29 protein-coding genes, 2 pseudogenes and 2 riboswitches are annotated in these 24,186 nt (G+C 67.7%); of the genes and pseudogenes, 17 read left to right on the forward strand and 14 right to left on the reverse strand.

Annotated features, from left to right (window positions below):
- The first annotated feature begins 51 nt into the window (after window positions 1-51).
- Both fabF and mltG read left to right on the forward strand, forming a co-directional pair.
- Window positions 52-1,314, forward strand: coding sequence for a beta-ketoacyl-ACP synthase II (fabF, locus tag OMW55_RS13440; protein WP_264883863.1), 1,263 nt, complete (start codon window positions 52-54; stop codon window positions 1,312-1,314).
- 35 nt (window positions 1,315-1,349) lie between these two features.
- Entirely contained in the window at window positions 1,350-2,315 is a 966-nt protein-coding gene (gene mltG / locus OMW55_RS13445) for an endolytic transglycosylase MltG (protein WP_264883865.1), read from the forward strand.
- A 70-nt stretch (window positions 2,316-2,385) separates the two neighbouring features.
- On the opposite strand, the gene OMW55_RS13450 is transcribed toward mltG, so the two are convergent.
- The 8 genes from OMW55_RS13450 to OMW55_RS13480 all read right to left on the reverse strand — a co-directional run bounded on the left by OMW55_RS13450 (window position 2,386) and on the right by OMW55_RS13480 (window position 8,481).
- Window positions 2,386-2,724, reverse strand: a complete 339-nt coding sequence (locus tag OMW55_RS13450) for a hypothetical protein (protein WP_264883866.1) — start codon at window positions 2,722-2,724, stop codon at window positions 2,386-2,388.
- Window positions 2,725-2,830: 106 nt separating this feature from the next.
- Window positions 2,831-3,052: an SH3 domain-containing protein gene (locus OMW55_RS14000; protein WP_407822148.1), complete on the reverse strand. Its 222-nt coding sequence runs from the start codon at window positions 3,050-3,052 to the stop codon at window positions 2,831-2,833.
- Window positions 3,053-3,137: 85 nt separating this feature from the next.
- Window positions 3,138-3,539: a MarR family winged helix-turn-helix transcriptional regulator gene (locus OMW55_RS13455; protein ID WP_319950677.1), complete on the reverse strand. Its 402-nt coding sequence runs from the start codon at window positions 3,537-3,539 to the stop codon at window positions 3,138-3,140.
- 107 nt (window positions 3,540-3,646) lie between these two features.
- Window positions 3,647-5,047, reverse strand: a complete 1,401-nt coding sequence (locus OMW55_RS13460; RefSeq protein WP_264883867.1) for a leucyl aminopeptidase family protein — start codon at window positions 5,045-5,047, stop codon at window positions 3,647-3,649.
- 19 nt (window positions 5,048-5,066) lie between these two features.
- Window positions 5,067-6,440, reverse strand: coding sequence for a 30S ribosomal protein S12 methylthiotransferase RimO (gene rimO / locus OMW55_RS13465; RefSeq protein ID WP_264883869.1), 1,374 nt, complete (start codon window positions 6,438-6,440; stop codon window positions 5,067-5,069).
- Window positions 6,441-6,483: 43 nt separating this feature from the next.
- A complete protein-coding gene (locus OMW55_RS13470; RefSeq protein ID WP_264883871.1) occupies window positions 6,484-7,293 on the reverse strand; it encodes a TonB family protein in 810 nt (269 codons plus the stop codon).
- Window positions 7,294-7,338: 45 nt separating this feature from the next.
- Window positions 7,339-8,118: a potassium channel family protein gene (locus OMW55_RS13475; protein ID WP_264883873.1), complete on the reverse strand. Its 780-nt coding sequence runs from the start codon at window positions 8,116-8,118 to the stop codon at window positions 7,339-7,341.
- 90 nt (window positions 8,119-8,208) lie between these two features.
- Window positions 8,209-8,481 carry a CsbD family protein gene (locus OMW55_RS13480; RefSeq protein ID WP_264883874.1) on the reverse strand — a complete coding sequence of 91 codons (273 nt, stop codon included), beginning with the start codon at window positions 8,479-8,481 and terminating at the stop codon, window positions 8,209-8,211.
- A 273-nt stretch (window positions 8,482-8,754) separates the two neighbouring features.
- Between OMW55_RS13480 and OMW55_RS13485 the strand changes: the two genes are divergently transcribed.
- From OMW55_RS13485 to OMW55_RS13520, 8 genes are all read left to right on the forward strand, one after another.
- Window positions 8,755-9,036 carry a DUF1294 domain-containing protein gene (locus OMW55_RS13485; protein WP_264883876.1) on the forward strand — a complete coding sequence of 94 codons (282 nt, stop codon included), beginning with the start codon at window positions 8,755-8,757 and terminating at the stop codon, window positions 9,034-9,036.
- 102 nt (window positions 9,037-9,138) lie between these two features.
- Window positions 9,139-9,230: riboswitch (glycine riboswitch) on the forward strand.
- Window position 9,231: 1 nt separating this feature from the next.
- A riboswitch (glycine riboswitch) is annotated at window positions 9,232-9,307 on the forward strand.
- 63 nt (window positions 9,308-9,370) lie between these two features.
- Entirely contained in the window at window positions 9,371-10,468 is a 1,098-nt protein-coding gene (gene gcvT, locus OMW55_RS13490; protein ID WP_264883877.1) for a glycine cleavage system aminomethyltransferase GcvT, read from the forward strand.
- A gap of 5 nt (window positions 10,469-10,473) precedes the next feature.
- A complete protein-coding gene (gene gcvH, locus OMW55_RS13495; RefSeq protein ID WP_264883878.1) occupies window positions 10,474-10,845 on the forward strand; it encodes a glycine cleavage system protein GcvH in 372 nt (123 codons plus the stop codon).
- Window positions 10,842-11,591 carry a class I SAM-dependent methyltransferase gene (locus tag OMW55_RS13500; protein WP_264883879.1) on the forward strand — a complete coding sequence of 250 codons (750 nt, stop codon included), beginning with the start codon at window positions 10,842-10,844 and terminating at the stop codon, window positions 11,589-11,591. Before gcvH ends, OMW55_RS13500 begins: the two co-directional genes overlap by 4 nt.
- Window positions 11,591-12,949 (forward strand): aminomethyl-transferring glycine dehydrogenase subunit GcvPA, encoded by a 1,359-nt coding sequence (gene gcvPA, locus OMW55_RS13505; protein WP_264883881.1) that lies wholly within the window; start codon window positions 11,591-11,593, stop codon window positions 12,947-12,949. Before OMW55_RS13500 ends, gcvPA begins: the two co-directional genes overlap by 1 nt.
- A 2-nt stretch (window positions 12,950-12,951) precedes the next feature.
- Window positions 12,952-14,562: an aminomethyl-transferring glycine dehydrogenase subunit GcvPB gene (gene gcvPB, locus OMW55_RS13510; protein ID WP_264884019.1), complete on the forward strand. Its 1,611-nt coding sequence runs from the start codon at window positions 12,952-12,954 to the stop codon at window positions 14,560-14,562.
- Window positions 14,563-14,564: 2 nt separating this feature from the next.
- Window positions 14,565-15,020, forward strand: coding sequence for an ABA4-like family protein (locus OMW55_RS13515; RefSeq protein WP_264883882.1), 456 nt, complete (start codon window positions 14,565-14,567; stop codon window positions 15,018-15,020).
- Window positions 15,017-15,613, forward strand: a complete 597-nt coding sequence (locus OMW55_RS13520) for a class I SAM-dependent methyltransferase (RefSeq protein ID WP_264883883.1) — start codon at window positions 15,017-15,019, stop codon at window positions 15,611-15,613. The genes OMW55_RS13515 and OMW55_RS13520 overlap by 4 nt, the downstream gene beginning before the upstream one ends.
- Here OMW55_RS13520 and OMW55_RS13525 read toward each other — a convergent pair.
- Complete coding sequence (locus OMW55_RS13525; protein WP_264884020.1) at window positions 15,567-16,196, reverse strand: phosphatase PAP2 family protein; 630 nt, start codon at window positions 16,194-16,196, stop codon at window positions 15,567-15,569. The genes OMW55_RS13520 and OMW55_RS13525 overlap by 47 nt on opposite strands.
- A gap of 45 nt (window positions 16,197-16,241) precedes the next feature.
- On the opposite strand from OMW55_RS13525, the gene OMW55_RS13530 reads away from it, so the two are divergent.
- Window positions 16,242-16,652 (forward strand): PilZ domain-containing protein, encoded by a 411-nt coding sequence (locus tag OMW55_RS13530; RefSeq protein ID WP_264883884.1) that lies wholly within the window; start codon window positions 16,242-16,244, stop codon window positions 16,650-16,652.
- A 10-nt stretch (window positions 16,653-16,662) separates the two neighbouring features.
- Here OMW55_RS13530 and OMW55_RS13535 read toward each other — a convergent pair whose 3' ends face one another.
- Window positions 16,663-17,301: a PilZ domain-containing protein gene (locus OMW55_RS13535; RefSeq protein WP_264883885.1), complete on the reverse strand. Its 639-nt coding sequence runs from the start codon at window positions 17,299-17,301 to the stop codon at window positions 16,663-16,665.
- Between the two features lie 154 nt (window positions 17,302-17,455).
- Here OMW55_RS13535 and OMW55_RS13540 point away from each other — a divergent pair, with 154 nt between their 5' ends.
- Window positions 17,456-18,403 carry a retroviral-like aspartic protease family protein gene (locus OMW55_RS13540; protein ID WP_264883887.1) on the forward strand — a complete coding sequence of 316 codons (948 nt, stop codon included), beginning with the start codon at window positions 17,456-17,458 and terminating at the stop codon, window positions 18,401-18,403.
- A 15-nt stretch (window positions 18,404-18,418) separates the two neighbouring features.
- Here OMW55_RS13540 and flaF read toward each other — a convergent pair whose 3' ends face one another.
- On the reverse strand, window positions 18,419-18,760 hold the full coding sequence (flaF, locus tag OMW55_RS13545) for a flagellar biosynthesis regulator FlaF (RefSeq protein ID WP_264883889.1): 342 nt from the start codon (window positions 18,758-18,760) through the stop codon (window positions 18,419-18,421).
- A 186-nt stretch (window positions 18,761-18,946) separates the two neighbouring features.
- Between flaF and OMW55_RS13855 the strand changes: the two are divergent.
- From OMW55_RS13855 to OMW55_RS13560, 4 genes and pseudogenes are all read left to right on the forward strand, one after another.
- Window positions 18,947-19,132, forward strand: a pseudogene (locus tag OMW55_RS13855) (motility-associated protein); the annotation flags it as partial.
- A 156-nt stretch (window positions 19,133-19,288) separates the two neighbouring features.
- Window positions 19,289-19,918, forward strand: a pseudogene (locus tag OMW55_RS13550) (FHIPEP family type III secretion protein); the annotation flags it as partial.
- 280 nt (window positions 19,919-20,198) lie between these two features.
- Window positions 20,199-21,107 carry a flagellar hook-length control protein FliK gene (locus tag OMW55_RS13555; protein ID WP_264883891.1) on the forward strand — a complete coding sequence of 303 codons (909 nt, stop codon included), beginning with the start codon at window positions 20,199-20,201 and terminating at the stop codon, window positions 21,105-21,107.
- Window positions 21,108-21,124: 17 nt separating this feature from the next.
- Complete coding sequence (locus OMW55_RS13560; RefSeq protein ID WP_264883893.1) at window positions 21,125-21,808, forward strand: flagellar hook assembly protein FlgD; 684 nt, start codon at window positions 21,125-21,127, stop codon at window positions 21,806-21,808.
- Window positions 21,809-21,878: 70 nt separating this feature from the next.
- Here the strand turns inward: OMW55_RS13560 and rpsD are convergent, their stop codons facing one another.
- Window positions 21,879-22,493: a 30S ribosomal protein S4 gene (gene rpsD / locus OMW55_RS13565; RefSeq protein ID WP_264883894.1), complete on the reverse strand. Its 615-nt coding sequence runs from the start codon at window positions 22,491-22,493 to the stop codon at window positions 21,879-21,881.
- Window positions 22,494-22,654: 161 nt separating this feature from the next.
- On the opposite strand from rpsD, the gene OMW55_RS13570 reads away from it, so the two are divergent.
- A complete protein-coding gene (locus tag OMW55_RS13570; RefSeq protein WP_264883895.1) occupies window positions 22,655-22,963 on the forward strand; it encodes a chorismate mutase in 309 nt (102 codons plus the stop codon).
- 6 nt (window positions 22,964-22,969) lie between these two features.
- On the opposite strand, the gene OMW55_RS13575 is transcribed toward OMW55_RS13570, so the two are convergent.
- Both OMW55_RS13575 and nrdR read right to left on the reverse strand, forming a co-directional pair.
- Window positions 22,970-23,695 (reverse strand): RNA methyltransferase, encoded by a 726-nt coding sequence (locus OMW55_RS13575; RefSeq protein ID WP_264883897.1) that lies wholly within the window; start codon window positions 23,693-23,695, stop codon window positions 22,970-22,972.
- Window positions 23,692-24,183: a transcriptional regulator NrdR gene (nrdR, locus tag OMW55_RS13580; protein WP_264883899.1), complete on the reverse strand. Its 492-nt coding sequence runs from the start codon at window positions 24,181-24,183 to the stop codon at window positions 23,692-23,694. Before nrdR ends, OMW55_RS13575 begins: the two co-directional genes overlap by 4 nt.
- Between the last annotated feature and the right edge of the window lie 3 nt (window positions 24,184-24,186).

Raw genomic sequence — 24,186 nt, forward strand, 5'->3', positions numbered from 1 at the left:
AGGCTCAGTCCCGACGGGTCTGAGCCTGTATTTGCATTTGGAGATGAATTGATGCGCCGTGTGGTCGTAACCGGTCTGGGGCTTGTCACGCCGCTCGGGGCGGACGTCGAGACCACGTGGAAGAACATCCTGGCGTCGAGGAGCGGCGCCGGGCCGATCACGCGTTTCGACGCGGCCGATTACAAGTGCCGCATCGCCTGCGAGGTGAAGCCCGCCGACCACGAGTACGGGTTCGACCCGGGTAAGCGCGTCGACCACAAGGTCCAGCGCCAGGTCGATCCCTTCATTGTCTTCGGCATCGACGCCGCCGGCCAGGCAATCGAGGATGCCGGCCTGACGGACATGCCTGACGAGTTGAAGCTGCGGGCTGGCGTTTCGATCGGCAGCGGCATTGGCGGCCTGCCCGGCATCGAGTCCGAGAGCCTGGTGCTGCACGAGAAGGGCCCGGGCCGGGTCAGCCCGCATTTCGTCCACGGCCGCCTTATCAACCTCATCTCCGGCCAGGTCTCGATCAAGTACGGGCTGATGGGCCCGAACCACGCGGTGGTCACCGCCTGCTCGACCGGCGCCCACTCGATCGGCGACGCCGCCCGCATGATCCGCGACGACGATGCCGACATCATGCTCGCGGGCGGCGCGGAAGCGACTATCTGCCCGATCGGCATCGCCGGCTTCGCGCAGGCCCGCGCGCTCAGCACCGCCTTCAACGACCAGCCCGAAAAGGCCAGCCGGCCCTACGACCAGGACCGCGACGGCTTCGTCATGGGCGAGGGTGCCGGCGTCGTCGTGCTCGAGGAATATGAGCACGCCAAGGCGCGCGGCGCCAAGATCTACGCCGAAGTGGTCGGCTACGGCCTGTCGGGCGACGCCTACCACGTCACCGCACCGCACCCCGAAGGCTCGGGCGCCTTCCGCTCCATGCAGATGGCGATGAAGAAGTCGGGCCTGGACCTTGGCGACATCGACTACATCAATGCCCATGGCACCTCGACCCCGCTCGGCGACGAGCTGGAATTGGGTGCGGTCCGCCGCCTGTTCGGCAATCACCTGGGCGAGATGTCGATGAGTTCGACCAAATCGGCGATCGGTCACCTGCTCGGCGGTGCCGGCGCGGTGGAGAGCATCTTCTGCATCCTCGCGCTGCGCGACCAGGTCGTGCCGCCCACCCTCAACCTCGACAATCCGTCGGAGGGTTGCGCCGGCGTCGATCTCGTGCCGCACACCGCCAAGCAGCGCCAGGTCCGCGCCGTGCTGAACAACAGCTTCGGTTTCGGCGGCACCAATGCCTCGCTGGTGATGAAGGCAGTCGACTAGCTGGACGGCGGCGCGGGGCCAGATAGAAGGCTGCCATGCTCAAGCGCCTTCTGATTGCCCTGCCCATCATCGCCATCCTCGGCGCCGTCCTTGTCCTGTGGCTGTTCTGGTGGGGCGGCGGCGCCGCGACGGCCCAGACGATCGTCGTCGAGGAAGGCGCCACGCTGCGCAGCCTCTGCCCGGGCCTCGAGCGCAAGCAGCTGGTGCCTGGTAGCTGCACCACCTACCGCGGCATGGCCCGCCTGTTCGGCTCCAAGGATCCGATCCAGGCCGGCGAGTTCGAGGTGCCGGCGGGCACCGGCGGCGCGAAGCTGCTCGACCTGTTGCAGCACGGCCAGCCCGTGTCGCGGCTCGTCACCATTCCTGAAGGCACCCCGTCCGTGCTGGTCCAGGAAAAGCTCGCCGCCACCCAGTATCTGACCGGCCCCGCGCCACTGCCGGCGGAGGGTACTGTCCTGCCCAACAGCTACAGCTATCAGCGCGGTGAGGCGCGCGCCGCCGTTGCCGCCCGGATGGAGGCGGCGATGTCAAAGGCCATTCGTGAGCTATGGCCCAGGCGGAAGGGCGGCTGCCCGGTCAACAGCGCGCAGGAGGCCGTTACGCTGGCCTCCATCGTCGAGAAGGAAACCGGCAAAGCTTCCGAGCGGCGCACGGTGGCAGGCGTCTATTGCAACCGGCTGAGGATCGGCATGAAGCTCGATGCCGACCCCACGGTCATCTATCCGGTAACGAGGGGCAAGCCCCTCGGCCGCCGCATCCTCCGCTCGGAGCTTGACGCCGACAACGGCTACAACACCTACCGTCGTGCCGGCCTGCCGCTCGGACCCATTGCCAATCCTGGCCGAGCCAGCATTGCCGCTGTCCTCGACCCCGAGCCGCACCAGTTCGTCTACTTCGTGGCCGACGGCACGGGCGGCCACGTCTTCGCCCGCACGCTTGCGGAGCATAACGCCAACGTCACCAAGTGGCGTGCAATCAGGCGGTCACGCGGCGAGTTGTAACTGGTCTCGTGAGCCCCTCCGGACTCTCGTCCACCGACCGTCGTTCGGTCGAGGCTTGGCAACCAAGGAGCTAGCCGAGGAGCTTACGCAAGCGAAAGCCGGTGATCCGGTCCGTGTAGGTGCATTCAAAGGATTGTCGCCCGGCGGCGCCGGCCGCGGTGCCCCACACCACGACCTTACGAGCGCCGCGCTGTTCGAGGTCGATGATCTGGACGTCGCCGTAGCTCGCGGCACGCGCGCGGCAGGCTTGCGCGGCAGCGAGCTTCAGGGGCTCGTTGTTATAGTAAGCATTGGGATCGCCTTGCGTGCTCCGGGCCGCCGCGCCAAGCGCACCGGCGGCGATGCCGGCCGCGCAGCCGCTCAGGGCCAGACAGGAAGCGAGCGCAATTAGCGGGGCAGGGCGGAGCATAAGCGATCCTCGCAAAGGGTTAGCACTTCGTACTCGTCACGAACCGATCTGCTGACCCGGGTTCATGGCACCATTGGCGGCTGTAGCCCGCCAGTCCCAGGCAGTGCTAACGGACCGCTGCGCTTCGCACATATCCGACAAGGCCGGCCGCATAGCCCCAAGCCCAACCACGGCTATTATCAAGCATCGCAAGCTCCGCATTCTCGACAAGCTGGGCCAGCACCTCGGCGCCGTCCTCCGGGGCCGCCAGTAAAGCGGCAGGAGCGCTCAACCGTCGCACGAGCGGCTCCGCGAAGTGCGATGCGATCACGCGCCCAGCCAGCGCCACGTCGGCCAGGTCCTTGCGATAGGCATGGGTGCGTGGGTTGGGCAGGTCCGACGGGCCGGCGAGAGGATAACCTCCCGCCGGTGGCTCAGTGACTATGGGCGAGCTGCCCGAGCGCCGGCCGGTTGCCGCGCCGTTCGGCGTCGCCGTCGACGCGTTCGGCAGTCCGCTCGCCAGATCCGCGGATGTTGCGCTTGAACCCTTCAAGAAATTCTGCCCCGACCGGTGTTCGGACAACGAACACGTTCCGCCGGTCGTCCTGGTCGCGTTCACGACGCAGATAGCCGAGGGCACCCAGCGTGTTCAAGGCGCGGGTGACGACGGGTTTGCTCACCCCCAGCACCTTGGCCAATCCGCGAACCGTATGCGGTCCCGGAGTTAGATAAACGATCATCAGAAGCGCCATTTGCCGGTTCGTCAGATCGGGCTCACCGGAGCGCACGTAACCGACTAATGCACGCATCCACCCGCTCAGCGAAACCTCGCTCATTGGACTGGAAACTCCTCACCCAAGGCTTGGCTTCGTTAACCGGCGAGGTTGGGAATTGTTGCGTTAGCGACAGGACCTTGATGGAAAAAAGACGATAACTGTTCGCATTAGACGACGAAACGAGCTTTGAGCGCGCCGTGGACGGCCCGCAGGCCCAGTGCCTCGCCTCCCTTGGGCCGCCCGGGTCGGGGAGCCGGCCGCCACGCGAAGGTGTCGAGGTGCGCCCATGGCGTACCTTCCGGCACGAAGCGACGCAGGAACAATGCCGCCGTGATTGATCCCGCGAACGGCCCGTCGGCGCTGTTGACCATGTCGGCCAGGTCCGACTTCAGCATCTCGTCGTAACCGTCCCATAACGGCATCCGCCACAAGGGGTCGTGCACCTCCTTGCTTGCGGCCAGCAGCTCGCCCGCGAAACCCTCGTCATTGACGAACGTCGCCGGCAGGTCAGGCCCCAGCGCCACGCGCGCCGCGCCGGTCAGGGTAGCGAAGTCGACGATCAGCGCCGGCTTCTCCTCGCCCGCGCGGGTCAGCGCATCGCCCAGGATCAGTCGCCCTTCCGCGTCCGTGTTGTCGATCTCGACCCGTGTGCCCGCCCGGCTCTGCAGCACGTCGCCCGGACGAAACGCGCCGCCGGCCACCGCATTTTCCACCGCCGGGATCAGCAGGTGCAGCCGTACGGGCCAGCGCTCCGCAACGATCAGTCGCGCCAGCGCCAGCGCATGGGCCGCGCCGCCCATGTCCTTCTTCATTAGCCGCATGCCGCTGGCCGGCTTGAGGTCCAGCCCGCCGCTGTCGAAGCAGACACCCTTGCCGATCACCGCGAGCCGCGGTGCGTCCGGGCGACCCCATTCAAGCTCAATCATGCGCGGCGCGCGGCTCGGCACCGCCGCACCGCCGACCGCCGATACCATCGGGAAGCCACGCTCCAGCTCGTCGCCCTTGGTGACCGTCAGTGTGCCGCCACACTCGTCGGCCAGGTCCCGCACGGCCTGCTCCAGCTCGGCCGGCCCGAGGTCGCCCGCCGGCGTGTCGACCAGCTCGCGGACCAGCGCCGTCGCGCCGGCCACCCGCACAGCCTCGTCGACCCGCGCCGGCTCGCGCGACAGCAGCACGCGCTCGCCCTTGGGCTCGGCCGGCTTGCTCTTGTAGCGCTCGAACCGATGCTGGGCGAGCAGCCAGCCAAGCGCCGCCAGGCCGGGCTGAGCACCATCCGCCAGCCTGTACGCACCCGGGGGCAGCTTGTCAGCGGCACCCGCCAGACACCATGGGGTGAGGTTGCCCGGATCGGTTACACCCAACAGCACGTCGAGCTGTTCGGCACCGTCCTTGCCCGGCAGCACCAGCAGCTGCCCGGCGGATCCGTCAAAACCCGCCGCCTCCACCAGCGCCCGCCGCGATCCCGCCTGCGCCTTGATCCACCCGGGCGCTGCGGCCTTGTCGAGCAGATGGATGGTCCGCGCGGGTTCGTCGCGGTCAGGGCGGATCAGGGCGGCGAAATCGGTCATGCCGCCCCAGATAGGCGGATCAGGCGGCGGCGGCTACCGAGACCGGCACGCCGAAGAGGTCGTGCTCGTCGCTGTCCTCGATGCTGACCGGCACTATGTCGCCGAGCTTGAGGTGCCCCGCGTCGCGCAGGTGGACCTCGCCATCGATCTCCGGCGCGTCCGCCTTGCTGCGGCCCGTCGCGCCACCCGTCTCCAGGTCCACGGAGTCGACGATCACGTCCAGCGTCCGGCCGACCTTGGCCGCCAGCTTCTCGGCCGAGATGCGGGCGGTCAGCTCCATCACCCGGGCGTAGCGCTCCTCCTTGAGCTCCTCCGGCACCTGGCCCGGCAGGTCGTTGGCCGGAGCGCCCGCCACCGGCTCGAACCGGAACGCACCGACCCGGTCCAGCCGCGCCTCGGTCAGCCACTGCAGCAGATAGTCAAAGTCTTCCTCGGTTTCGCCCGGGAAGCCGACCACGAAGCTTGAGCGTACCGCGATGTCCGGCACCTGGGCGCGCCACTCGGCCAGGCGTTCCAGTACCTTGGCCTCGTTGGCCGGCCGCCGCATTGCTTTCAGCACTTTCGGGGATGCATGCTGGAACGGAATGTCGAGGTAGGGCAGCACCAGGCCCTCGGCCATCAGCGGAATGACCCGGTCCACGTGCGGGTAGGGGTAGACGTAGTGCAGCCGCACCCACGGCCGCTCGCCGGCCGGCGTCCTGAGCTCGCCCAGCGCACGAGCCAGGTCGGTCATGTGGGCCCGCACCTCCGAGCCCTTCCACGGCCACGCCGCGTGCTTCAGGTCCAGGCCATAGGCACTGGTATCCTGGCTGATCACCAGCAGCTCGCGCGTGCCCTGCGCCAGCAGCTTCTCGCCCTCCCGCAGGATGGCGTCGGGCCGGCGGCTGACCAGGTCGCCGCGGATCTGCGGAATGATGCAGAACGCGCAGCGGTGATTGCAGCCTTCGGAAATCTTCAGATAGCTGTAGTGGCGCGGCGTCAGCTTGAGGCTGGGCGCGGCCTGCGGCACCAGGTCGAGGTAGGGCGAGCGCGGCGGCGGTGCGGCCTCGTGCACCGCATCGACCACCTGTTCATACTGGTGGGCACCGGTCACCGCGAGCACCTGCGGGAAGCGGTCGCGGATGACCTCCGCCTCGCGGCCCATGCAACCGGTGACGATCACCCGCCCGTTCTCGGCAATGGCCTCGCCGATCGCCTCCAGGCTCTCCTCCTTGGCGCTGTCGAGGAAGCCGCAGGTGTTGACCAGCACAACGTCGGCCCCGGCATAGTCGGGCGACATCTGGTAGCCGTCGGCGCGCAGCTGCGAGAGGATGCGCTCGCTGTCGACCAGGTTCTTGGGACAGCCGAGCGAGACCATGCCCACGCGGGGCGGTGAGGGAAGTTGCGTTGCCATGAAGGGCGCGGCCTTTACCCGAAAAGTGCGGCGGAATCGAGGCTTAGTCGCCGCGGACCAGCACGGGGTCGACCCAGCGGTCCGGCGGCGGAGCGCGCGGGATCCATTCATTTTCGCCCGGCGCCCATGCGTCCACAGGCCGCCCCGCCGTGTCGCGGGCCGGCGCAAAGCGCAGGCGCCTGAGCGCGGCTGCGCAGGTCGCCGCATCCAACCCGCGATTGCCTGACGAGCGTGTCACCTGGCAGTCGTGCAGGCGCCCGTCGCGCCCGACCAGCAGGCGAAACCCGACCACCCCGCGCGGCCGCTGCGCCAGCACGGACGAGGGTACGTCTCTCCAGCCGATCTCGCCGCTCACATACTCCGGTCCCTCGGCGACACCGCCACCGCCACCGCCACCGGTGCCGTCGCCGTTAAGGCCAGAGCCCAGCCCGTTGCCGATGCCGCCGCGTCCAGTCCCCGGTCCGGGCACCGGCGCAGCGCCCGCGGCCGGCGCCGTGCCCTGGCCCGCGACCGGAGCGGCGGGCAGGGGCGGCGGCACCGGCAGAACCACCTTCGGCTCCGGCGCAACCACCTCTGTCGGAGTGTTGCGAATGTTGGGCGGTGCGGCCGCGCCCTCCGGATCCTTCGGCTTCTGCGTCGGCTTGGGCGCCGGCTCCGGCAGCATCTGCACGACCGGCGGCGGAGGGTCGGGCTCGTCCGCCAAATCGATCAGCGCGAGTGGCCGCTCCAGCACCGTCGGCCGCGAAGTCACCCCCAGCCCGGTCAGCAGCGCCCAGCCGAAGGCCAGATGAATGACCCCGACGATGGCAGCCGACCGGGCCGAGTCGCGGCGATCATGGAGGGAACGGCGCATCGCCCGTTCCTGGCCCGAGCCGACTGAACTGCCGCTGAGTGACGGTCACACCGGCTCCGCCAGCATCCGCCCGGTGACCGCCACCGGGTTGATCACCTTGGTGGCCCCGGCATTGTGGGCGATGTCCTCATTGTCCTCCTCGCGGATGGTGACCGCGATCGGCAGGGTGGGGTTCAGCTTGCGCGCCGACAGGACGATCAGGATGGACGTGTCGTCGCGCCCGGCCGAGACGATCAGCCGCTCGGCCCGCTCAATGTTCACCGCCCTGAGCAGCTCGTCGCGGCTGGCGTCTCCTTGCATCACCGCCGCGCCAAGGTCGCGGGCATTGGCGCAGGCCTCCTCCGTGCAGTCGATCGCGACCAGTCGCGCGGGCGGCAGCCCCAGCCGCAGCAACTCGGCCGCTGCAGTGCTGCCGTTCTTGCCGAACCCGGCGATGACCACATGGCCGGTCAGCCCTTCCTGGATCCGCGTCATGCGCCAGCGCTCCCAAACCCGTTTCAACAATAAATCGAAGGCTGTTCCCAGGAACAGCAGCCAGATGAACAGCCGGATCGGCGTCAGCAGGAAAGCGTCGATCAGCCGCGCCCGCTCGGTCACCGGTACGATATCGCCATAGCCGACGGTCGTGATGGTGATCATGGTGAAATAGAGCGTGTCCGCGAAGGTCACGACCCCGTCGATATTGTCCTTCAGTCCGTCCCGGTCGAACCACAGCAGGGCGAAGGCAGTTACCAGCAGCGAAATCGCGATGCTCGCCCGAACACCCAGCGTGCGCCACGGACTGGCATAGCGGCGGCGGGTGAGGGACGGAATTTGGCGCGTCACGGGTGCGTAACGAGAAAGTCCCGGCGGCGGTTGCCACCGGGAGCCTCGGTTCGTGTGAATGGCGCGGACGAACGGTCCGCCACGGCTTGCTTAGCGCGCCCGGCGCCGCCCGCTGCCCGTGTTCGGCCGCCCACGCAGCCCGCCCAGCAAGGCCAATCCGGCCACGCCGGCGATGGCGGCCGCCGCCAGCGGCTGGCGGCTGGCGAAGTCGCGCACGGCGCCGAAGCCCTTGCGCGCCTGGCCAGAAAGCTGGTCGATTGCGCCGTCCTGCTGCAGCGCGGGATCGCCGGTCGCATCGCCCAGCGAGGTCTTGAAGCGGCCCTTGAGGTCGGTGCCTTCACCGGCCAGCGTATCGATGTTCATGCGTGATGCTCCGTCTTTTTCTGGAATGGGCAGTCAACGCTTCGGCGCGGCGAAGGGTGCCAGGGCCTAGATTCATGAACTTACTTAAAGGCCCAGTGCTGATGAAGCCGGTAATCTCGGGCAGCCGCGACGGCTCCACTTTCGAGTGCATGCCAGAGGCGCAGCGCTGCTTCATGAAGCAAGCTCAACCACTCACAGCGGCAGAACCGCTGGCAACGCGCTACGCTACCACCCCGCAACCAACAGGTAAGCAACTCGTGCCAAGTGGAGCTGATGCTCACTCTTCCGCTCGTTGCCGGCGCAGCATTGCTCGTCCTGAATAGCTGCACCATGGCCTGCTTCTGGCATGACAAACGCAGGGCGATCGCTGGCGGGCGTCGCGTTCCGGAGCGGGACCTGCTCGCCCTTGCGCTGTTGGGCGGATCGCCAGGCGCATTGCTGGCGCGTCGGCTGTTTCGTCACAAGACGCGCAAGGAGCCGTTCTCGACCCAGCTGTTCGTCATCGTGGCGCTTCAGGCCGGGGCTGCGACTGGCTCTCTGTTAGCCTTCCATTAGGCGACGGGCACGGTCTTCGCGCCGAGTTGCGGAGGCTTTCCGTTGACTTGAGGTGAGCGCCCCGCCAAGGCTCCGGCGTCGTCTCGCCGGCCTGGCCGGAGGGAGGGCCGCGCGGGAGAGTTTGGCGGGAACGCCGACGCCGAAGGAGCAACCGCCCCCGGAATCTCTCAGGCACCCAGGACCGCGCGGGCCAGACAGTCTGGAAAGTGCTTCAGGCGCATGCCTGGGGCCGCCGAAGGGGCAAAGCTCTCAGGCCGCAAGGGACAGACGGGGGTTCGTGATCGAAGGGGCGCCCCATGGCGCCCGCACGGACTTGGGCTGGAGCGGCAGGCGAATGGCGGACGAACTCAACACATTGCCGCTGGACGGCTGGCACCGGGCCCGCGGTGGACGAATGGTGCCGTTCGCGGGCTACCGGATGCCAGTCCAGTACGAGGGCATCATGGCCGAGCACCTGTGGGTGCGCGAGCATGCCGGGCTGTTCGACGTCAGCCATATGGGGCAATTGGTGGTGCACGGCGCCGATGCCGACGCGGCGCTGGAACGGCGGCTGCCGGGAGAGCTCAGGGCGCTCAAGGATGGGCGGCTGCGTTACTCGCTGCTGCTGAACGATGCGGGCGGGATCGTCGACGACCTGATGGCGACGCGGCGCGGCGACCACTTCTACGTGGTGGTGAACGGCGCGACCAAGCATGGCGACATGGCGCTGCTGAAGAGCGACGGCGTGCCGTATACCTATCTGGAAAGCCAGGCGCTGCTGGCGCTGCAGGGGCCGCGCGCGGTCGAGGCGCTGGCCGCGCTGGCGCCTGAGGTCGAGGGACTGGTGTTCATGCAGGGCGGCGCGTTCACCCTTTGCGGGGTCGAAGCCTGGATCAGTCGGTCGGGCTATACTGGCGAGGACGGCTTCGAGATCTCGGTGCCGGCGAGCGCGGCGGAGACGGTGGCGGAGGCGCTGACGGCGAGCGAGCTGGTCAAGCCGATCGGACTGGGAGCGCGCGATTCGCTGCGGCTCGAGGCGGGCCTGCCGCTGTACGGGCACGATCTTGACGAGCAGACCACACCGGTGATGGCCGACCTCACCTTCGCCATAAACAAGCGGCGGCGCGAGGAAGGCGGCTTTGCTGGAGCCGAGCGCATCCTGGCGGAGCTGGGGCAAGGCCCCGTGCAGCGCCGGGTCGGTTTTACCGTCGAAGGCCGGCAGCCGGTGCGCGAAGGCGCCCGGGTGATTGACGATGAGGGCAATGAGGTTGGCCGGGTGACCAGCGGCGGCTTCTCGCCTTCACTGCAGAAGCCGATCGGCATGGGCTACATCGCCGCCGCGCTGGCCGAGCCGGGCACGCGCCTGACGCTGGAGCAGCGCGGCAAGCTGTTCACCGGGGAGGTCGCCGCCATACCGTTCGTCCCCCATCGTTACGTTCGCAAGGGAGCCTGAGTGCAATGAGCCTGTATTTCACCAAGGAACATGAGTGGATCCGGGTCGAAGGCGACACCGCGACCGTGGGCATTTCGGAGCATGCGCAGAGCGCGCTGGGCGACATCGTGTTCGCCGAGGCACCCGAAGTCGGGCGAACGCTGAACAAGGGCGATGAAGCCGCGGTGGTCGAATCGGTCAAGGCGGCAAGCGACGTCTATGCGCCGGTCAGCGGCGAAGTGGTCGAGTCCAACGGTGCGATCGCGGACGAGCCGGCGTTGATCAACACCGATCCGGAAGGCGAGGGCTGGTTCTTCAAGTTGCGCCTCACCGACACGTCCGAACTGGACGGGCTGATGGACGAGGCGAGCTACCGGGAGTGGTCGTCGAAGCTGTGACGACCGAGGTCGCTTCGACCAGCAGTTGGGATGCGGCGGCTTATGCGCGGGTCGGCAGCTTCGTGCCGGCGCTAGGCGCGGCGGCGCTCGACCTGCTGGACCCGCAGCCGGGCGAAGCGGTGCTGGACGTCGGTTGCGGCGACGGGACGCTGACGCTGCGGATCAAGGAGCGCGGCGCCGACGTGGTCGGGATCGACAACGACCTATCGATGGTCGCGGCCGCCAAGGCCAAGGGGCTTGATGCTCGGCTGATGGACGCGGCCGACCTGCGGTTCAGCGAGGCGTTCGAGGCGGCTTTCTCCAACGCAACGCTGCATTGGGTGTTGAACAAGGAGCGGGCAGCGCGGGCGATCTTCTTCGCACTGAAGCACGGGGGACGGTTCGCAGGCGAGTTCGGCGGAGCGGGTAACCTGAAGCTCCTCCGTCGGGCGCTGGATCAGGAGCTGGTTGCGCGGGGCTATCGACCGCCGGTGGAAGCCTCCAACTGGTATCCTTCGCCGGACGAGTTCGCCGCCGTCTACGAAATCGCCGGGTTCCGCGTCGAACAAACCGAGCTGATCCCGCGGCCGACTCCGCTGGAGCATGGCGTGGAGGGCTGGGTGACGGTCTTTCGGGCCGGTTGGCTGGACCGCGCCGGCGTCCCACATGACGAACGAGACGAACTGGCCCGCGCGGTCGCGGCCCGGGTCGGCAGCAATCAAGCGGATTACGTCCGCCTCCGTTTTCTCCTCAGGAAACCAAACTGATGCGTTACTTGCCCCTGACCGATGCCGACCGGCGCCAGATGCTCGACGTGGTCGGCGCCGGCTCGATCGACGAGCTGTTCCGCGATGTGCCGGAGGCGGCGCGGCTTTTCGGGCCGATCCAAGGCCTCCCCATGCACGCCCCCGAGATGGCCGTGGAGCGGCACCTGTCCGCGCTGGCGGCGAAAAACGTGCCCGCAGGCAGCGTTCCGTTCTTCCTGGGCTGCGGCGCGTACAAGCACCACGTTCCGGCCAGCGTCGATCATCTGATCCAGCGCGGCGAGTTCCTGACCGCCTACACGCCCTATCAGCCGGAGATCGCGCAGGGCACGCTGCAGGTCTTGTTCGAGTTCCAGACGCAGGTCGCTCGCCTGACCGGTTGCGAGGTGGCGAACGCGTCCATGTACGACGGTTCGACCGCCTGCTGGGAAGCAATTGGCATGGCGCGGCGGATCACGCGGCGGAAGAGGACTCTGATTTCGTCCGGCCTGCACCCGCACTATGTGGCGGTGTGCAACACCATGGCGCGATTCACCGGCGACACGCTGGTGACCGGCACGCCCGAGCTGGCGGCCGAGACGGACATTGAGCAGCTGATCGGTCAGATCGATGGCGAGACCAGCGCCGTGGTGGTGCAGTACCCGGATATCCTCGGCCGGATCGCCGACCTGACTCCGCTGGCGGAGGCGGCGCATGCCAAGGGTGCCCTGCTGATCGCGGTGGTGACGGAGCCGGTCGCGCTTGGGCTGATCAAGCCGCCGGGCGAGATGGGCGCGGACATCGTGGTCGGCGAAGGGCAATCGATCGGCGTCGGGCTGCAGTTCGGAGGCCCGTATGTCGGACTGTTCGCCTGCCGCGAGAAGCACATCCGGCAGATGCCCGGGCGTCTTGCCGGCGAGACCATCGATGCCGAGGGCAAGCGCGGCTTCGTGCTGACCCTGTCGACCCGCGAGCAGCATATCCGGCGCGAGAAGGCGACCAGTAATATCTGCACCAACTCAGGGCTTTGCGCGCTGGCCTTCTCCATCCATCTCACCTTGCTGGGTGAGAAAGGGTTGCGGCAATTGGCCGAGCTGAACCACGCCCGCGCGGTGCAGGTTGCCGAGCGGCTGGCGGCGATCCCCGGCGTGAACCTGGTCAATGACAGCTTCTTCAACGAGTTCACAATCGAGCTGCCCGTCGAGGCGCGCCCGGCGGTGCACCGGATGGTCGAGCAGAACGTGCTCGGCGGTGTGTCGCTGGGGCGGCTCTATCCGGGCTCGGCAGCGCTGGCGAATGGTCTTGTGGTGGCGGTGACCGAGATGGTCACGGACGAGGACATCGACGCGCTGGAAGGCGCGCTCAAGGAGGTGGTGGCGTGACGATCAACCAGAGCGGCTGGAAGCCCGCGGCGCCCGTCCAAGGCCCGGGCGACACTGGCACGATCACCGGCAATCGCGCACTGATGCTCGAAGAGCCGCTGATCTTCGAGCTGGACGGGGCTGACACGACGGGCGTCGACCTCGCGCCCGCGCCCAAGGTGGCGAGCCGGCTGGGTGGGCTGGAGCGGTCGGAGGCGATCGGGCTGCCGGGCCTGAGCGAGCCGGAGACGGTGCGGCACTATACCCGCCTGTCCCGCCAAAACTACGGGATCGACCTCGGGCTGTTCCCGCTCGGCTCATGCACCATGAAGCACAATCCCCGGCTGAACGAAAAAATGGCCCGATTGCCGGGCTTCGCCGACATCCACCCGCTGCAGCCGCGCGAAACCGTGGCGGGCGCGCTGGAGCTGATCAACCAGCTCGCCTTCTGGCTGATCGACCTGACCGGCATGCATGGCGTCGCGATGAGTCCCAAGGCCGGCGCTCATGGCGAGCTGTGCGGGCTGCTGTGCATTCGGGCGGCGCTCGAAGCGCGCGGCGACGCGCGCGAGGTGGTGCTGGTGCCGGAAAGCGCGCATGGGACCAACCCGGCTACCGCCGCCTTCTGCGGCTACCGCGTCGAGAATATTCCGGCGACCTCGGCCGGCCGCGTGGACCTGGAAGCGCTCAAGGCGCGGCTGGGGCCGGACGTCGCCGCCGTGATGATCACCAATCCCAACACCTGCGGCCTGTTCGAGCCGGAGATGAAGGCGATCAGCGACGCGGTGCACGCGGCCGGCGGGTTCGTCTACTGCGACGGCGCCAACTTCAACGCCATCGTCGGCAAGGTGCGGCCGGGTGACCTTGGCGTCGATGCCATGCACATCAACCTGCACAAGACCTTCTCCACCCCGCACGGCGGCGGCGGGCCGGGATCTGGGCCGGTGGTGCTTTCGGAAGCGCTCTCGCCGTTCGCCCCGCTGCCCTACACGGCCAAGACCGCAGACGGCGTGGTGCACCTGGTCGAGGAGGAGCAGGCCGAGGCATTCAGCCAAGAGCACTTCGGCGGGGCAATGCAGAGCTTCGGCCGGATGACCGCCTTCCACGGGCAGATGGGCATGTTCACCCGCGCACTGACCTATATCCTCAGCCATGGGGCCGATGGTCTGAAGCAGGTCGCCGAGGACGCGGTGCTCAACGCCAACTACGTGCTGCGGAGCCTGGAGGACGTGCTCGACGCGCCGTTCGCGCACTCGGGGCCCTGCATGCACGAGGCACTGTTTTCGGATAAGGGCTTCGCCGACGGGTTCAGCACGCTCGACCTCGCCAAGGCACTGATCGACGAGGGTTTCCATCCCATGACCATGTACTTCCCACTGGTGGTGCATGGCGCTATGCTGGTGGAACCCACCGAGACGGAGAGCAAGGCAGCGCTGGACCAGTTCATCGCCGCGCTGCGCCATGTGGCGGAGCGGGCTCGGGCCGGTGACGAGGCGCTCAAGTCGGCGCCGATCTATGCCCCGCGGCGGCGGCTCGACGAGACGCTGGCCGCGAGAAAGCCGGTGGTCGCATTCCGTACGCCGGCACCGGACGCCAACAAGGTCAGTGGCTTGAACGAGGCCGGCGGGCAGTAGGCGTGGGCTGGGGCGCCGTCTGGTCCCTGGTTCACGTCGCGATGGCTGTCGGCTGGGCAGCGCTGTTTTTCCTGCCGCGCCGGCCAGCAATTCATTCGTTCATCCTGTATGCGGGCGTGGGTGCACTGTGCGCGGCCTATCTTGCGATGTTCGTCGCGCTGTTTGGCGGGCTGGCCGATCCGGTACCGGTGGCGGGGCAGGGCGAGCCCGACCTCCTCAACTACAGCATCGGCGGAGTCCGCAGCCTGTTCATGAGCGATGGCGGGACCGTGCTGGGCTGGACCCATTACCTCGCCTTCGACCTGTTCGTCGGCCTGTGGATCAGCCGCGATGCGGACGCCAAGGGCTTTTCCCGTTGGGCGCAGGCCCCCGTGCTGTTCCTGACGGTGATGGCGGGGCCAATCGGCTTGCTGACTTGGCTGATCGTGCGCGAGCGGCGGGCGAGGCGGGGCGCGTGAAGCTGCGCGCGCCGGCTGCGGGTCGCAATCGTGGGCCGATCGCGGCGGTGCTGCGCGAGTGGCTGCCGGCGAGCGGGCTGGTGCTGGAGCTGGCCAGCGGAACGGGCGAGCATGCCGTGCACTTCGCTCGCAACTTTCCGCAGCTGACCTGGCAACCGAGCGACTGGGACTCAAAGGCGGTGGCGTCGATCGCGGCCTGGGGGGCGGATGGGCGGCGGCCGAACCTGCGAGAGCCAGTGCTGCTGGACGTGGTGGACGTGCCCTGGCCGGTCGAGCATGCCGACGCGCTGCTGTCGATCAACCTGGTGCACATCAGCCCGTGGGAGGTGAGCCTGGCGCTGCTGGACGGCGCGGCGCGGGTGCTGCCGCCGGAGGCGCCGCTTATCCTTTATGGTCCGTGGCGGGTGACGGATGAGCCGGTGGCCGAGTCGAATCTGGCGTTCGAAGCGCAGCTGAAAGCGCGCGACGAGCGGTTCGGGCTACGGGAGGTCGGCGCGTTCGCAGCGGAGGCGGAGAACCGTGGCCTGCGGCTCGCCGAACAGCGGGTCATGCCGGCGAATAACCGGATGCTGTTGTTTCGCCGCGCCGGCTGAACCACCACCACAGCCCGACCCACAGCAGTCCGAACGTCCAGCCGCCCATCACGTCGGTCGGCCAGTGCACGCCCAGCATCGGCCGCGACCAGCCGATCGTGCCTGCCAGCAGCACCGCGACTGCCAGTGCTTGGGGGCGCCAGCGTTCCGGCACCGCGAACAGCGCAATGGCCAGGTAGGTGAGAGTGGAATTGCCGGCATGGCCGCTTGGGAAGCTCTTGCTGGATACGAACACCGGATAAGGGTCGAACGCCGGGCGCGGCCGGTCGATCAGCAACTTGATCAATTCGATAAGTGCGCGTCCGGTCCAGGTGGTGCCGAGCAGCAGCAGGGCGGAGCGGCGGCGCCCGCGCCACCACAGCAGGCCGGCCACCACCAGCGCCAGTGGAACAAGGAAGAAAGACCCGCCGAGCTGGGTGTACCAGATCAGCGCTTGCGTCAGCTGCGGATGTGCGATGCGCCAGCTGGAGTAACCGGTGATCACGGGAAGGTCGAAGGTGCTGTGCGGCCCTCCGAGCGCTCCGGCGAGGGCGAGGACGAGCAGCAGCGGGAGGGCGCCGGCGAGGGCTGGGAGTGTTTTCATCACCGTTAAACGAAGTTTTACCTGTGCGGCCTACGCGTTGGGATCATGGACGAGAGCTTCACCGTGCAGAACAGACGCCAGCGCCGCTCCCAGGTGTTCATGGCGGCAGCGCTGGAACTGTCCGGAGGTTCCCACGCCGTCAAGCTGCGCAACCTGTCCGCCGACGGCGCTCTGGTTGAAGGCAGCCACTTGCCGGTGGAAGGCTCCGAGGTCGTGTTCAGGCGTCAGGAGCTGAACGTACCGGCGAAGGTGGTGTGGGTACGGGGCGAGCGGGCCGGCCTCGCTTTCAAGGAACAGCTGCCCCCTGAAGCCGTGCTTCGGCATATCCCGACGCCGCGGCCGCGCGTACTGCCGGAATATCGCAGGCCCGGGCTGCACGCCCGGCTGACGGACGCGGAGCGCCAGGCGGCGGAGGAATGGGCCTGGCGGCCGAGCTTCGACCGGCCCGGCGAGTAGCGCTCGCCGGTCAGGCTGCTCGGGACGAGTCCCGCTGCCCCTGCAACCAGCCGACCAGGTCAGTCAGGGACAACGGCCGGTTGAAGGAAATGCCGGCATGTTCCCCGGCGCTCCACCGGACGACGCCGGGCTGCGGCGGCAGGCCGGACAAGGTGACCACCACGTCCGAACCGGCCGTCAGCGGAGCCGCCGCCACCAGTTTCACACCGCCCTGACTGACGTCACAGCATTGCAGGCGCCAGGTCTGCGCTCCCGCGCGAACGTAGACGGCGGCCTGAGTTTCGATGCGCGGCATCCGAGGGCGCGGGCCTTCCTCGTCGGTAGCCAGGATGGACAGCACGTCAATCGGCTGGTCGAAGGCCATGCCCGCCTGGCTCTCGCCCACCCAGCTGACACTGCCGGCGATTGGCTGGCCGGTCTTGAGCTCCACCGCAATCCGCTGACCCACGTGCAGCTGGCAGTAGCGCCGCAACATCAGGCCGCCGGCGGATATGTTCTTGATCAGGCACAGGTCGCGCCGATCGCCGACGATCAGGGTGCCGACCCGGAACAGCGTCATGTGACGCTCGTCGTCACGGCGTTCCGGCTGTTGTGCCGGAGGCTGGTTACTGAGCGAATACAGGGTCGTCTCGACCGGTCGCTTACCCACGTTGCTGATGCTCCTGCTCTCAGATGCGGAGCGTAGGGAAGCTTCCTTTCGCAATGGTTTAGGCGTGCGCTGGCGAGGCGTTGAAAATGAGCGTAGAATGCGATCGATCCGTTTGGGAGGTTAGCTTGCGATGAAGAGCCGGCTTGGACTTGCCATGGCAGCTCTCCTTACCGCGCAACCGGGCCACGCACAGACGGTAACCCGTCTGGACGCGGTCAGCGCCCCGCAGGCGGTGGACAGCACGACGCAGACTCAGGACGTCACCTTCCGCAAGGATGACGGCGACCGGATGACGGTGCCGGTGCGAGTGTCCGGGACGGGGCCGTTCCGCTTCGTGGTGGACACGGGCGCGGACCGGACGGTGGTGTCGCGGCAGATCGTACAGCGGCTGCGGCTCCGCTCGGGGCCGGTCGCCAGCCTGCATAGCGTCACGGGCGTGGACCAGGTGGGGACCGCGCTGGTCGACCGCATCGACCTCAGCACCAAGCGGATGAACGACGTCAACGCGGCGGTGCTGGAAGCGGAGCACATGGGCGCCGACGGGATCCTCGGCACCGACAGCCTCAAATCGCAGCGGGTCCAGTTCGACTTCGGCCGCAACCTCCTGTCGATCACGCCTTCGCGCATGGCGTGGCGCGACGAGCCGGGCACCATCGTGGTGAAGGCGAAGCGCCGCTCCGGCCGGCTGATCGTGACCGAGGCATATGCCAACGGCCGGCCGATCACCGTCGTTGTGGACACGGGCTCGGACGTCAGCATCGGCAATGCGGCCATGAAGGCGATGCTGGAGCACCGGCGCATGCTGCGCCAGCGGGGCACGATCGAGCTGATGTCTGTCACTGGCGCGAAGCTCAGCGGCGAATACACCATGCTGCGGCAACTGGAGCTGGGCGGCGTCACCCTGACCGACCTGGCGGTGGTGTTCGCCGACGCCCATACCTTTGCGCAGATGAACCTCAACGACCGGCCGGCGCTGCTGCTCGGGATGAACGCGATCCGTGCCTTCGACAAGGTGTCGATCGACTTCGCGAACAAGAAGTTGCGGGTGCTCCTTCCGACCAGTTCCGAGAAGCTGATAACCAGCCAATTGGCGGAGCGCTGATCCGCTCGGCCCCGGTTAGCCGAGCCCGTCGATCATCGTCCGGTTGATTTCCAGCAGGTCGCCCAGCGGCTCGCGCCCGGCGACCACCGCGCTGGTGTGCCGGTCGACCCACAGTGCGATGGAGATGATGCTGGCGCGCAGCGCATCCGGCAACGCATTGCCGGGCGCCCCGCAGGCGGCCGAAAAGGTCGCCCACATCTCCCGATTGCGGTGAAGGGCGGGCATCAGCTCGATGCCGCGCCGCCCGGAATTCCAGGCGTCTTCCATCTCGCGGCTGATCTCGCGCAGCAGGCGCTGCTCGACGCTGCGCGGGTGTTCGGCGGCCCGGTGGGCCCGTTGGTAGGCAGTCAAGGACATGTCGGCTCCCCTGCGGACACCCGCCCATCTTAGGACGGCGCGGGGTCGCAAGGTGCCGGCGCACAGGAAATGGCGCGCGCTTCGTCAAGGGATGCGCAGCCCGTCCTATAACTCAGGGGAGCTTGGAACAGACATTGGACGTGGCCCGTGATCAACGGCGTTGGTTTCGTAATCATCTTTGCGTGCGTGTTCGGCAGCTTCATCGCGTCGGGCGGCAAACTCGAGGTCGTGTTAGAGGCGCTGCCGCATGAGCTGACCGCCATCCTCGGCGCGGCGATCGGCGCCTTTCTGGTGGCCAATTCGCTGCCGACTGCCAAGCTGGCCGGCAAGGGACTGGTGCGGGCGTTCAAGGGACCGCGCTGGACCAGCGACATGTATCGCGACCTGCTGACGTTGCTGTTCGCGCTGCTGACCACTTTCAAGAAGGGCGGGGCCACCGGCATCGAGCCGCACCTGGACGAGCCGGAGGGAAGCCCGATCTTCTCGCGGCACCCGAAGATCCTGGCCGACCATCACCTGATCGAGTTCCTCTGCGACTACTCAGAGGCACAGAAACTGCTGACTGACGTCCACAAGGAAGCGGACCGGCTGGTGGCGGACCTGGTGCCCGGAAAGATCAGCATCTCGGGGGTACAGCGCGTTTTGCAGAACCTGCTCGGCGAAGGGGTATCCATCCGCGACATACCGACCATCCTGGAAGGGATCGCCGAGGCGGTGCCGCTGACGGGGAACCTGTCACAGATCACAGAGCATGTGCGGGCGCGGCTGGCGCGTCAGATCTCGGCAGCCTGCACGATTGACGGAGCGATCCCGGTCGTCACCCTAGCGCCGGAGTGGGACCAGGCCTTTGCCGACGCAATCATCGGAGAGTGCGACGCGCGGCAGCTGGCGATGGCGCCAAGCGCGTTGCAGGCCTTCATGGCTGGGGTGCGCGAAACCTTCGATCGGCTGGCTCAAGCGGGCGAGATCCCCTGCTTGCTGGTTAATCCCTCTCTACGCCCGTTCGTCCGCTCGATCATCGAGCGCGTGCGGCCCGCGACAGTGGTGCTCAGCCAGAGCGAAATTCACGTGCGTGCCCGAATCCGGTCGCTTGGCTCGGTCGGCGGTGCGGCGACCTATAATGGCCATGATGAACAGCCTGTCCTTGCAGCCGCTTGAGCCCGGTGGAGCGGGCGTCCCTTCCGGTCTGACCGGGGCATCGCCTTCTGACCTTGCCACCGTGCCCGATTTCGCGAGCCTTGTTCCGGTGGTAGCGGACGGTAGCGCTAATCCCGCTCTCGACCCGGCGAGATCGATTGTCGCGGTGGTAGGTATCGAACTGCAGGGTGCACCGCCACGGGTTGGGGCGCCGGTCGAGGCTGGTGCAAGATCTCCTCGCATCGGACCCACCGTTCGCCCGTTGGCTGGGGACACGACCTTGCCTCAGCAGCTTGCGCCAATGCCTCATGACCTCGCGGAGGCGACTTCCGTAGTGGAGGCCAGCGCCGAGCAGCTGCTTACGACGGTACCGAACGTCGAGGATACCGGGCCCGGTGGGCCGCCAGACGTGGACCCAAGTGGAGAGGCGACCGAGCCGGTCCCAGTACTCTCGCCTGGGGTGACGCTGGCAGCTGTGGTCCACCGGCCGCAGCCCGAACCCGTAAAACCATCCGAGGTAACTTGCGAGGAGAGCAGTGGCTCAGCGAGTGTTCGCCTTCCTAACGACGCCCGGCCCTCGTCGACGCTGGCGGCCGTTTCCGGCGAAACAGGCAAGGTCGGTGATGCTGCTGCGCCGATGCCGGCCGGGATCGAACGTGCCGCAGCCTCGCAGCCTGCCCCCGCGCCGTTCACGGTCGCTCCCCTTGCGCCGGTAACCGTGCCGGTCCCGGCTGCGGTGGCGGCTCCGGCCTCGATGCCTCGAATGACCTTGTCTGGTGAGTTCGGCGAGCGGCTCGGGGTCGCCATCGCCCGGCAAGTGAAGAATGGCCAGGAGGAGCTGACCGTACGCATGGATCCGGCGGAGCTCGGCCGCATCGAGCTCAAGCTTGCGTTTGACGAGAGCGGTAGCCTGCGGGTGGTGGTCAGCGCGGACAGCACAACGGTGATGGACGCGATGCGCCGCGACCTAACCGAGATCACGCGTGCGCTGAACGATGCCGGGGTGCGAGCCGATGGACAGAGCTTCCGGTTCGAGCGCGCCAGCGGGGATCCCGGCGGCTCGGCCGCAACCGGCTCCGGATCCGGCGGGCGAAGCTGGGGCGAGCAGCGCGGCCAACGGCAGGGCCATGGTCACGGACAAGAACGCCGGGGCGGGGCGGTGTGGGAGCGGGTGCGCCTGCGGTCCGGCACGCTCGACCTGTTGGCCTGAAGGGGATTGGAAGCAGCATGACCGTCAGCACCACCATCGCGACTACCGCCGCCTCCACGGCGCCGACCAAGGGCGCGAGCCTGACCGGCGCGGACGCGGCCGACCAGTTCAACATGTTTCTGAAGCTGCTGACGACGCAGATGCAAAACCAGGATCCGCTCGATCCCATGGACACTTCGCAGTACACGCAACAACTCGCGCAATATTCACAGATCGAGCAGTCGATCCAGCAGACCGGCCTGCTCAAGGACGTGCTGGCACGCATGTCGTCGGCCGACATGACGGACGCCGCGGGGCTAATCGGGCGGACGGTGGAGTTCGATAGCAAGGTAGCGGCCTTGTCGGACGGCTCTGCTGCGCGCTGGAACTGGATGCTGCCGCAGGCGCCGGGTTCCGTCACCGCCGAGATCCGCGACAGCAGCGGCAAGCTGGTCGCCACTCCGACCATCTCGGCCACGGGCACCAGCGGCGCGTACAGTTGGGACGGCAAGCTTCCTGACGGAAGCCGTGCTCCCGCGGGCGCTTACGTGCTGAAACTGACGGCCAAGGACAACAGCGGCAATGCCCTGTCACCGACGACCCATAGTCTCGGCACGGTGCAGGAAGTTGTGCAGCGGGATGGCGAGCTGTGGCTCGGTCTTGGCGGTGCGGTGTCGCTGCCGTTGTCTGACCTCAGCCGGATCAGCGCAACGCAAGGCTGAGGTAGCCGCAAACAAGAACGGACGGCCGCGCTGGCGACCGTCCGTCCGTTTGCTTCGGGTGAGCCGGCGATTAGCGGCTGTAGAACTCGACCACGAGGTTCGGCTCCATCCGCACCGGATAGGGCACTTCGTCGAGCTTCGGCACGCGAGTGAAGGTCACCTTGGCGGTGCCGTCCGCAACGACGTAGTCGGGCACTTCACGCTCGGCGAGGCTCTGCGCCTCCATGACCAGCGCCATCTCCTGCGCCTTGGGGCCCAGCTCGATGATGTCGTTCACGTCGACGCGGCGGCTGGCGATGTTGCACTTGGTGCCGTTGACGCGGATGTGGCCGTGGCTGACCAGCTGGCGGGCAGCCCAGATCGTCGGCGCGAACTTGGCGCGGTAGACGATCATATCCAGCCGGCGCTCCAGGAGGCCGATCAGGTTCTGGCTGGCGTCGCCCTTCATGCGGCTCGCCTGCTGGAAGGTCTGCTTGAACTGCTTCTCGGTGACGTCGCCGTAATAGCCCTTCAGCTTCTGCTTGGCGCGCAGCTGAATGCCGAAGTCCGACATCTTGCCCTTGCGGCGCTGACCGTGCTGACCGGGGCCATATTCGCGGCGGTTGACCGGGCTCTTCGGGCGACCGAAAACGTTTTCGCCCATGCGGCGGTCGAGCTTGTACTTGGCGCTGGTGCGCTTCGACATGTGTTCTTCCTCAATTGCGTTTCTGTCTTGCCCGGAACCGCGCTACGTCTGAGTACTTCAGGGCAGGGCCACCACTTCACCGGACGTGCGGGGCCAATTGCGTGGCGCGCGCTTAGCCGGGGGGCTTGCGGAGGTCAAGGTTGGGCGGGCAAGGGGCCCGCATGAGCAACATTCGCGACCCGCAGGACTGCACCACGATGGCCGAGGTCCGAGCCGGCGTGGATGACGTTGATCGGCGGATCGTGGCGCTGATCGCACGGCGGTTCGGCTACATGGACGCGGCGGCGCGGATCAAGCCGGACCGGACCGCCGTGCGCGACGAGTGGCGCAAGGCCGACGTCAAAGCGAAGGTTGATGCGGCCGCGGCGGGCGCGGGCATCGACCGGGCGCTGCTCAGCCGGCTGTACGAGGACCTGATCGAGACCTCGATCGCGCACGAATTGGACGTCTACGACCGGACCAGGAGCTGATCTCGGTCAGGCTCGGGGCGGACGGCGGTTCACCACGGCCCGGAGCATCCCACGAACGGCCTTGATCTCACGGGTAGACCAGCCGGTCTTGGTGAAGATGGTGCGGATGGTATTGCGGGTGGCCTGGGTGCGCTCGGGCGGGAAGAAGTAGCCGACGGCGTCGAGCTCGGCTTCCCAATGGCCGATGAGGCCGTCCACGTCGGCGTGCGGTGCCGGTGGTTCGACCTCGCGGACGGTGGGCTGGGCGAGATCCTGCGACCGCGACCATTCGTAGGCGAGCAGGATGACAGCCTGCGCGAGATTGAGGCTGCCGAATTCGGGATTGATCGGGACGGTGACGATCGCGTCGGCGACGGCCACGTCTTCCGTGGCAAGGCCGGAGCGCTCGGGGCCGAACAGGATGGCGGAGCGACCGGTTAAGCCGACGATACGCTGCGCCATCTCCTCGGGGCCGATCACGGGCACAACGAGTTCGCGGCGGCGGACGGTGGAGGCGTAGACGGTGGAGCAGTCGGCCACGGCCTTGGCGAGCGTGTCGAAGACCTGCGCCTGTTCGAGCACGAGATCCGCGCCGCTCGCCGCCGGACCGGCAGACGGGTTGGGCCATCCGTCGCGCGGGGCGACCAGCCGCATCTCAGTCAGGCCAAAGTTCAGCATGGCGCGCGCGGCCTTGCCGATGTTCTCGCCCAATTGCGGCTGGACGAGGATGATGACCGGCTTGGGTGCGGTCACAGGAGCTTGTCGGGCTGCGCCGGAGCCGGAGCGTCGTCGGGAACCTCAACCACCTCGCCCGCGATCTCAGCGAAATCGCTAGCTTCGTTGAAGTCCTTGTAGATGCTTGCGAAGCGAATGTAGGCCACGTGATCGAGGGTCTTCAGCCCGTCCATCACGAGCTCTCCGATCTCCTCGGCGCGTACCTCGTCCCCACGTGTTTCGAGCTGGCGCTGTATGCCGCTGACCAGTCGTTCGACCCGTTCAGGCGCGATATCGCGCTTGCGGCAGGCGAAGCCGATGGCACGCGCAAGCTTGCTCCGATCGAACGCCTCGCGACGCCCGTTCTTCTTGACCACGGTCAGGTCGCGCAGCTGGATGCGTTCGAAGGTGGTGAACCGCGCCCCGCAGCCCTCGCACTGGCGGCGGCGGCGGATGGCCGCGCCGTCCTCCGACGAGCGGCTGTCCTTTACCTGGCTGTCGGTGTCACCGCAGAATGGACAGCGCAAGGA

Origin of the sequence: Sphingomonas arvum (assembly GCF_026013565.1) — a bacterium.
GTDB classification, from domain to species: Bacteria; Pseudomonadota; Alphaproteobacteria; order Sphingomonadales; family Sphingomonadaceae; genus Sphingomicrobium; species Sphingomicrobium arvum.

Bases quoted from the DNA above. Each gene is read 5' to 3' on its own strand.
- fabF (WP_264883863.1), top strand. From the start codon at position 52: ATGCGCCGTGTGGTCGTAACCGGTCTGGGGCTTGTCACGCCGCTCGGG.
- mltG (WP_264883865.1), top strand. From the start codon at position 1,350: ATGCTCAAGCGCCTTCTGATTGCCCTGCCCATCATCGCCATCCTCGGC.
- OMW55_RS13450 (WP_264883866.1), bottom strand. From the start codon at position 2,724: ATGCTCCGCCCTGCCCCGCTAATTGCGCTCGCTTCCTGTCTGGCCCTG.
- OMW55_RS13455 (WP_319950677.1), bottom strand. From the start codon at position 3,539: ATGAGCGAGGTTTCGCTGAGCGGGTGGATGCGTGCATTAGTCGGTTAC.
- OMW55_RS13460 (WP_264883867.1), bottom strand. From the start codon at position 5,047: ATGACCGATTTCGCCGCCCTGATCCGCCCTGACCGCGACGAACCCGCG.
- rimO (WP_264883869.1), bottom strand. From the start codon at position 6,440: ATGGCAACGCAACTTCCCTCACCGCCCCGCGTGGGCATGGTCTCGCTC.
- OMW55_RS13470 (WP_264883871.1), bottom strand. From the start codon at position 7,293: ATGCGCCGTTCCCTCCATGATCGCCGCGACTCGGCCCGGTCGGCTGCC.
- OMW55_RS13480 (WP_264883874.1), bottom strand. From the start codon at position 8,481: ATGAACATCGATACGCTGGCCGGTGAAGGCACCGACCTCAAGGGCCGC.
- OMW55_RS13485 (WP_264883876.1), top strand. From the start codon at position 8,755: ATGCTCACTCTTCCGCTCGTTGCCGGCGCAGCATTGCTCGTCCTGAAT.
- gcvT (WP_264883877.1), top strand. From the start codon at position 9,371: ATGGCGGACGAACTCAACACATTGCCGCTGGACGGCTGGCACCGGGCC.
- gcvH (WP_264883878.1), top strand. From the start codon at position 10,474: ATGAGCCTGTATTTCACCAAGGAACATGAGTGGATCCGGGTCGAAGGC.
- gcvPA (WP_264883881.1), top strand. From the start codon at position 11,591: ATGCGTTACTTGCCCCTGACCGATGCCGACCGGCGCCAGATGCTCGAC.
- OMW55_RS13525 (WP_264884020.1), bottom strand. From the start codon at position 16,196: ATGAAAACACTCCCAGCCCTCGCCGGCGCCCTCCCGCTGCTGCTCGTC.
- OMW55_RS13530 (WP_264883884.1), top strand. From the start codon at position 16,242: ATGGACGAGAGCTTCACCGTGCAGAACAGACGCCAGCGCCGCTCCCAG.
- OMW55_RS13540 (WP_264883887.1), top strand. From the start codon at position 17,456: ATGGCAGCTCTCCTTACCGCGCAACCGGGCCACGCACAGACGGTAACC.
- flaF (WP_264883889.1), bottom strand. From the start codon at position 18,760: ATGTCCTTGACTGCCTACCAACGGGCCCACCGGGCCGCCGAACACCCG.
- OMW55_RS13555 (WP_264883891.1), top strand. From the start codon at position 20,199: ATGCCTCATGACCTCGCGGAGGCGACTTCCGTAGTGGAGGCCAGCGCC.
- OMW55_RS13560 (WP_264883893.1), top strand. From the start codon at position 21,125: ATGACCGTCAGCACCACCATCGCGACTACCGCCGCCTCCACGGCGCCG.
- rpsD (WP_264883894.1), bottom strand. From the start codon at position 22,493: ATGTCGAAGCGCACCAGCGCCAAGTACAAGCTCGACCGCCGCATGGGC.
- OMW55_RS13570 (WP_264883895.1), top strand. From the start codon at position 22,655: ATGAGCAACATTCGCGACCCGCAGGACTGCACCACGATGGCCGAGGTC.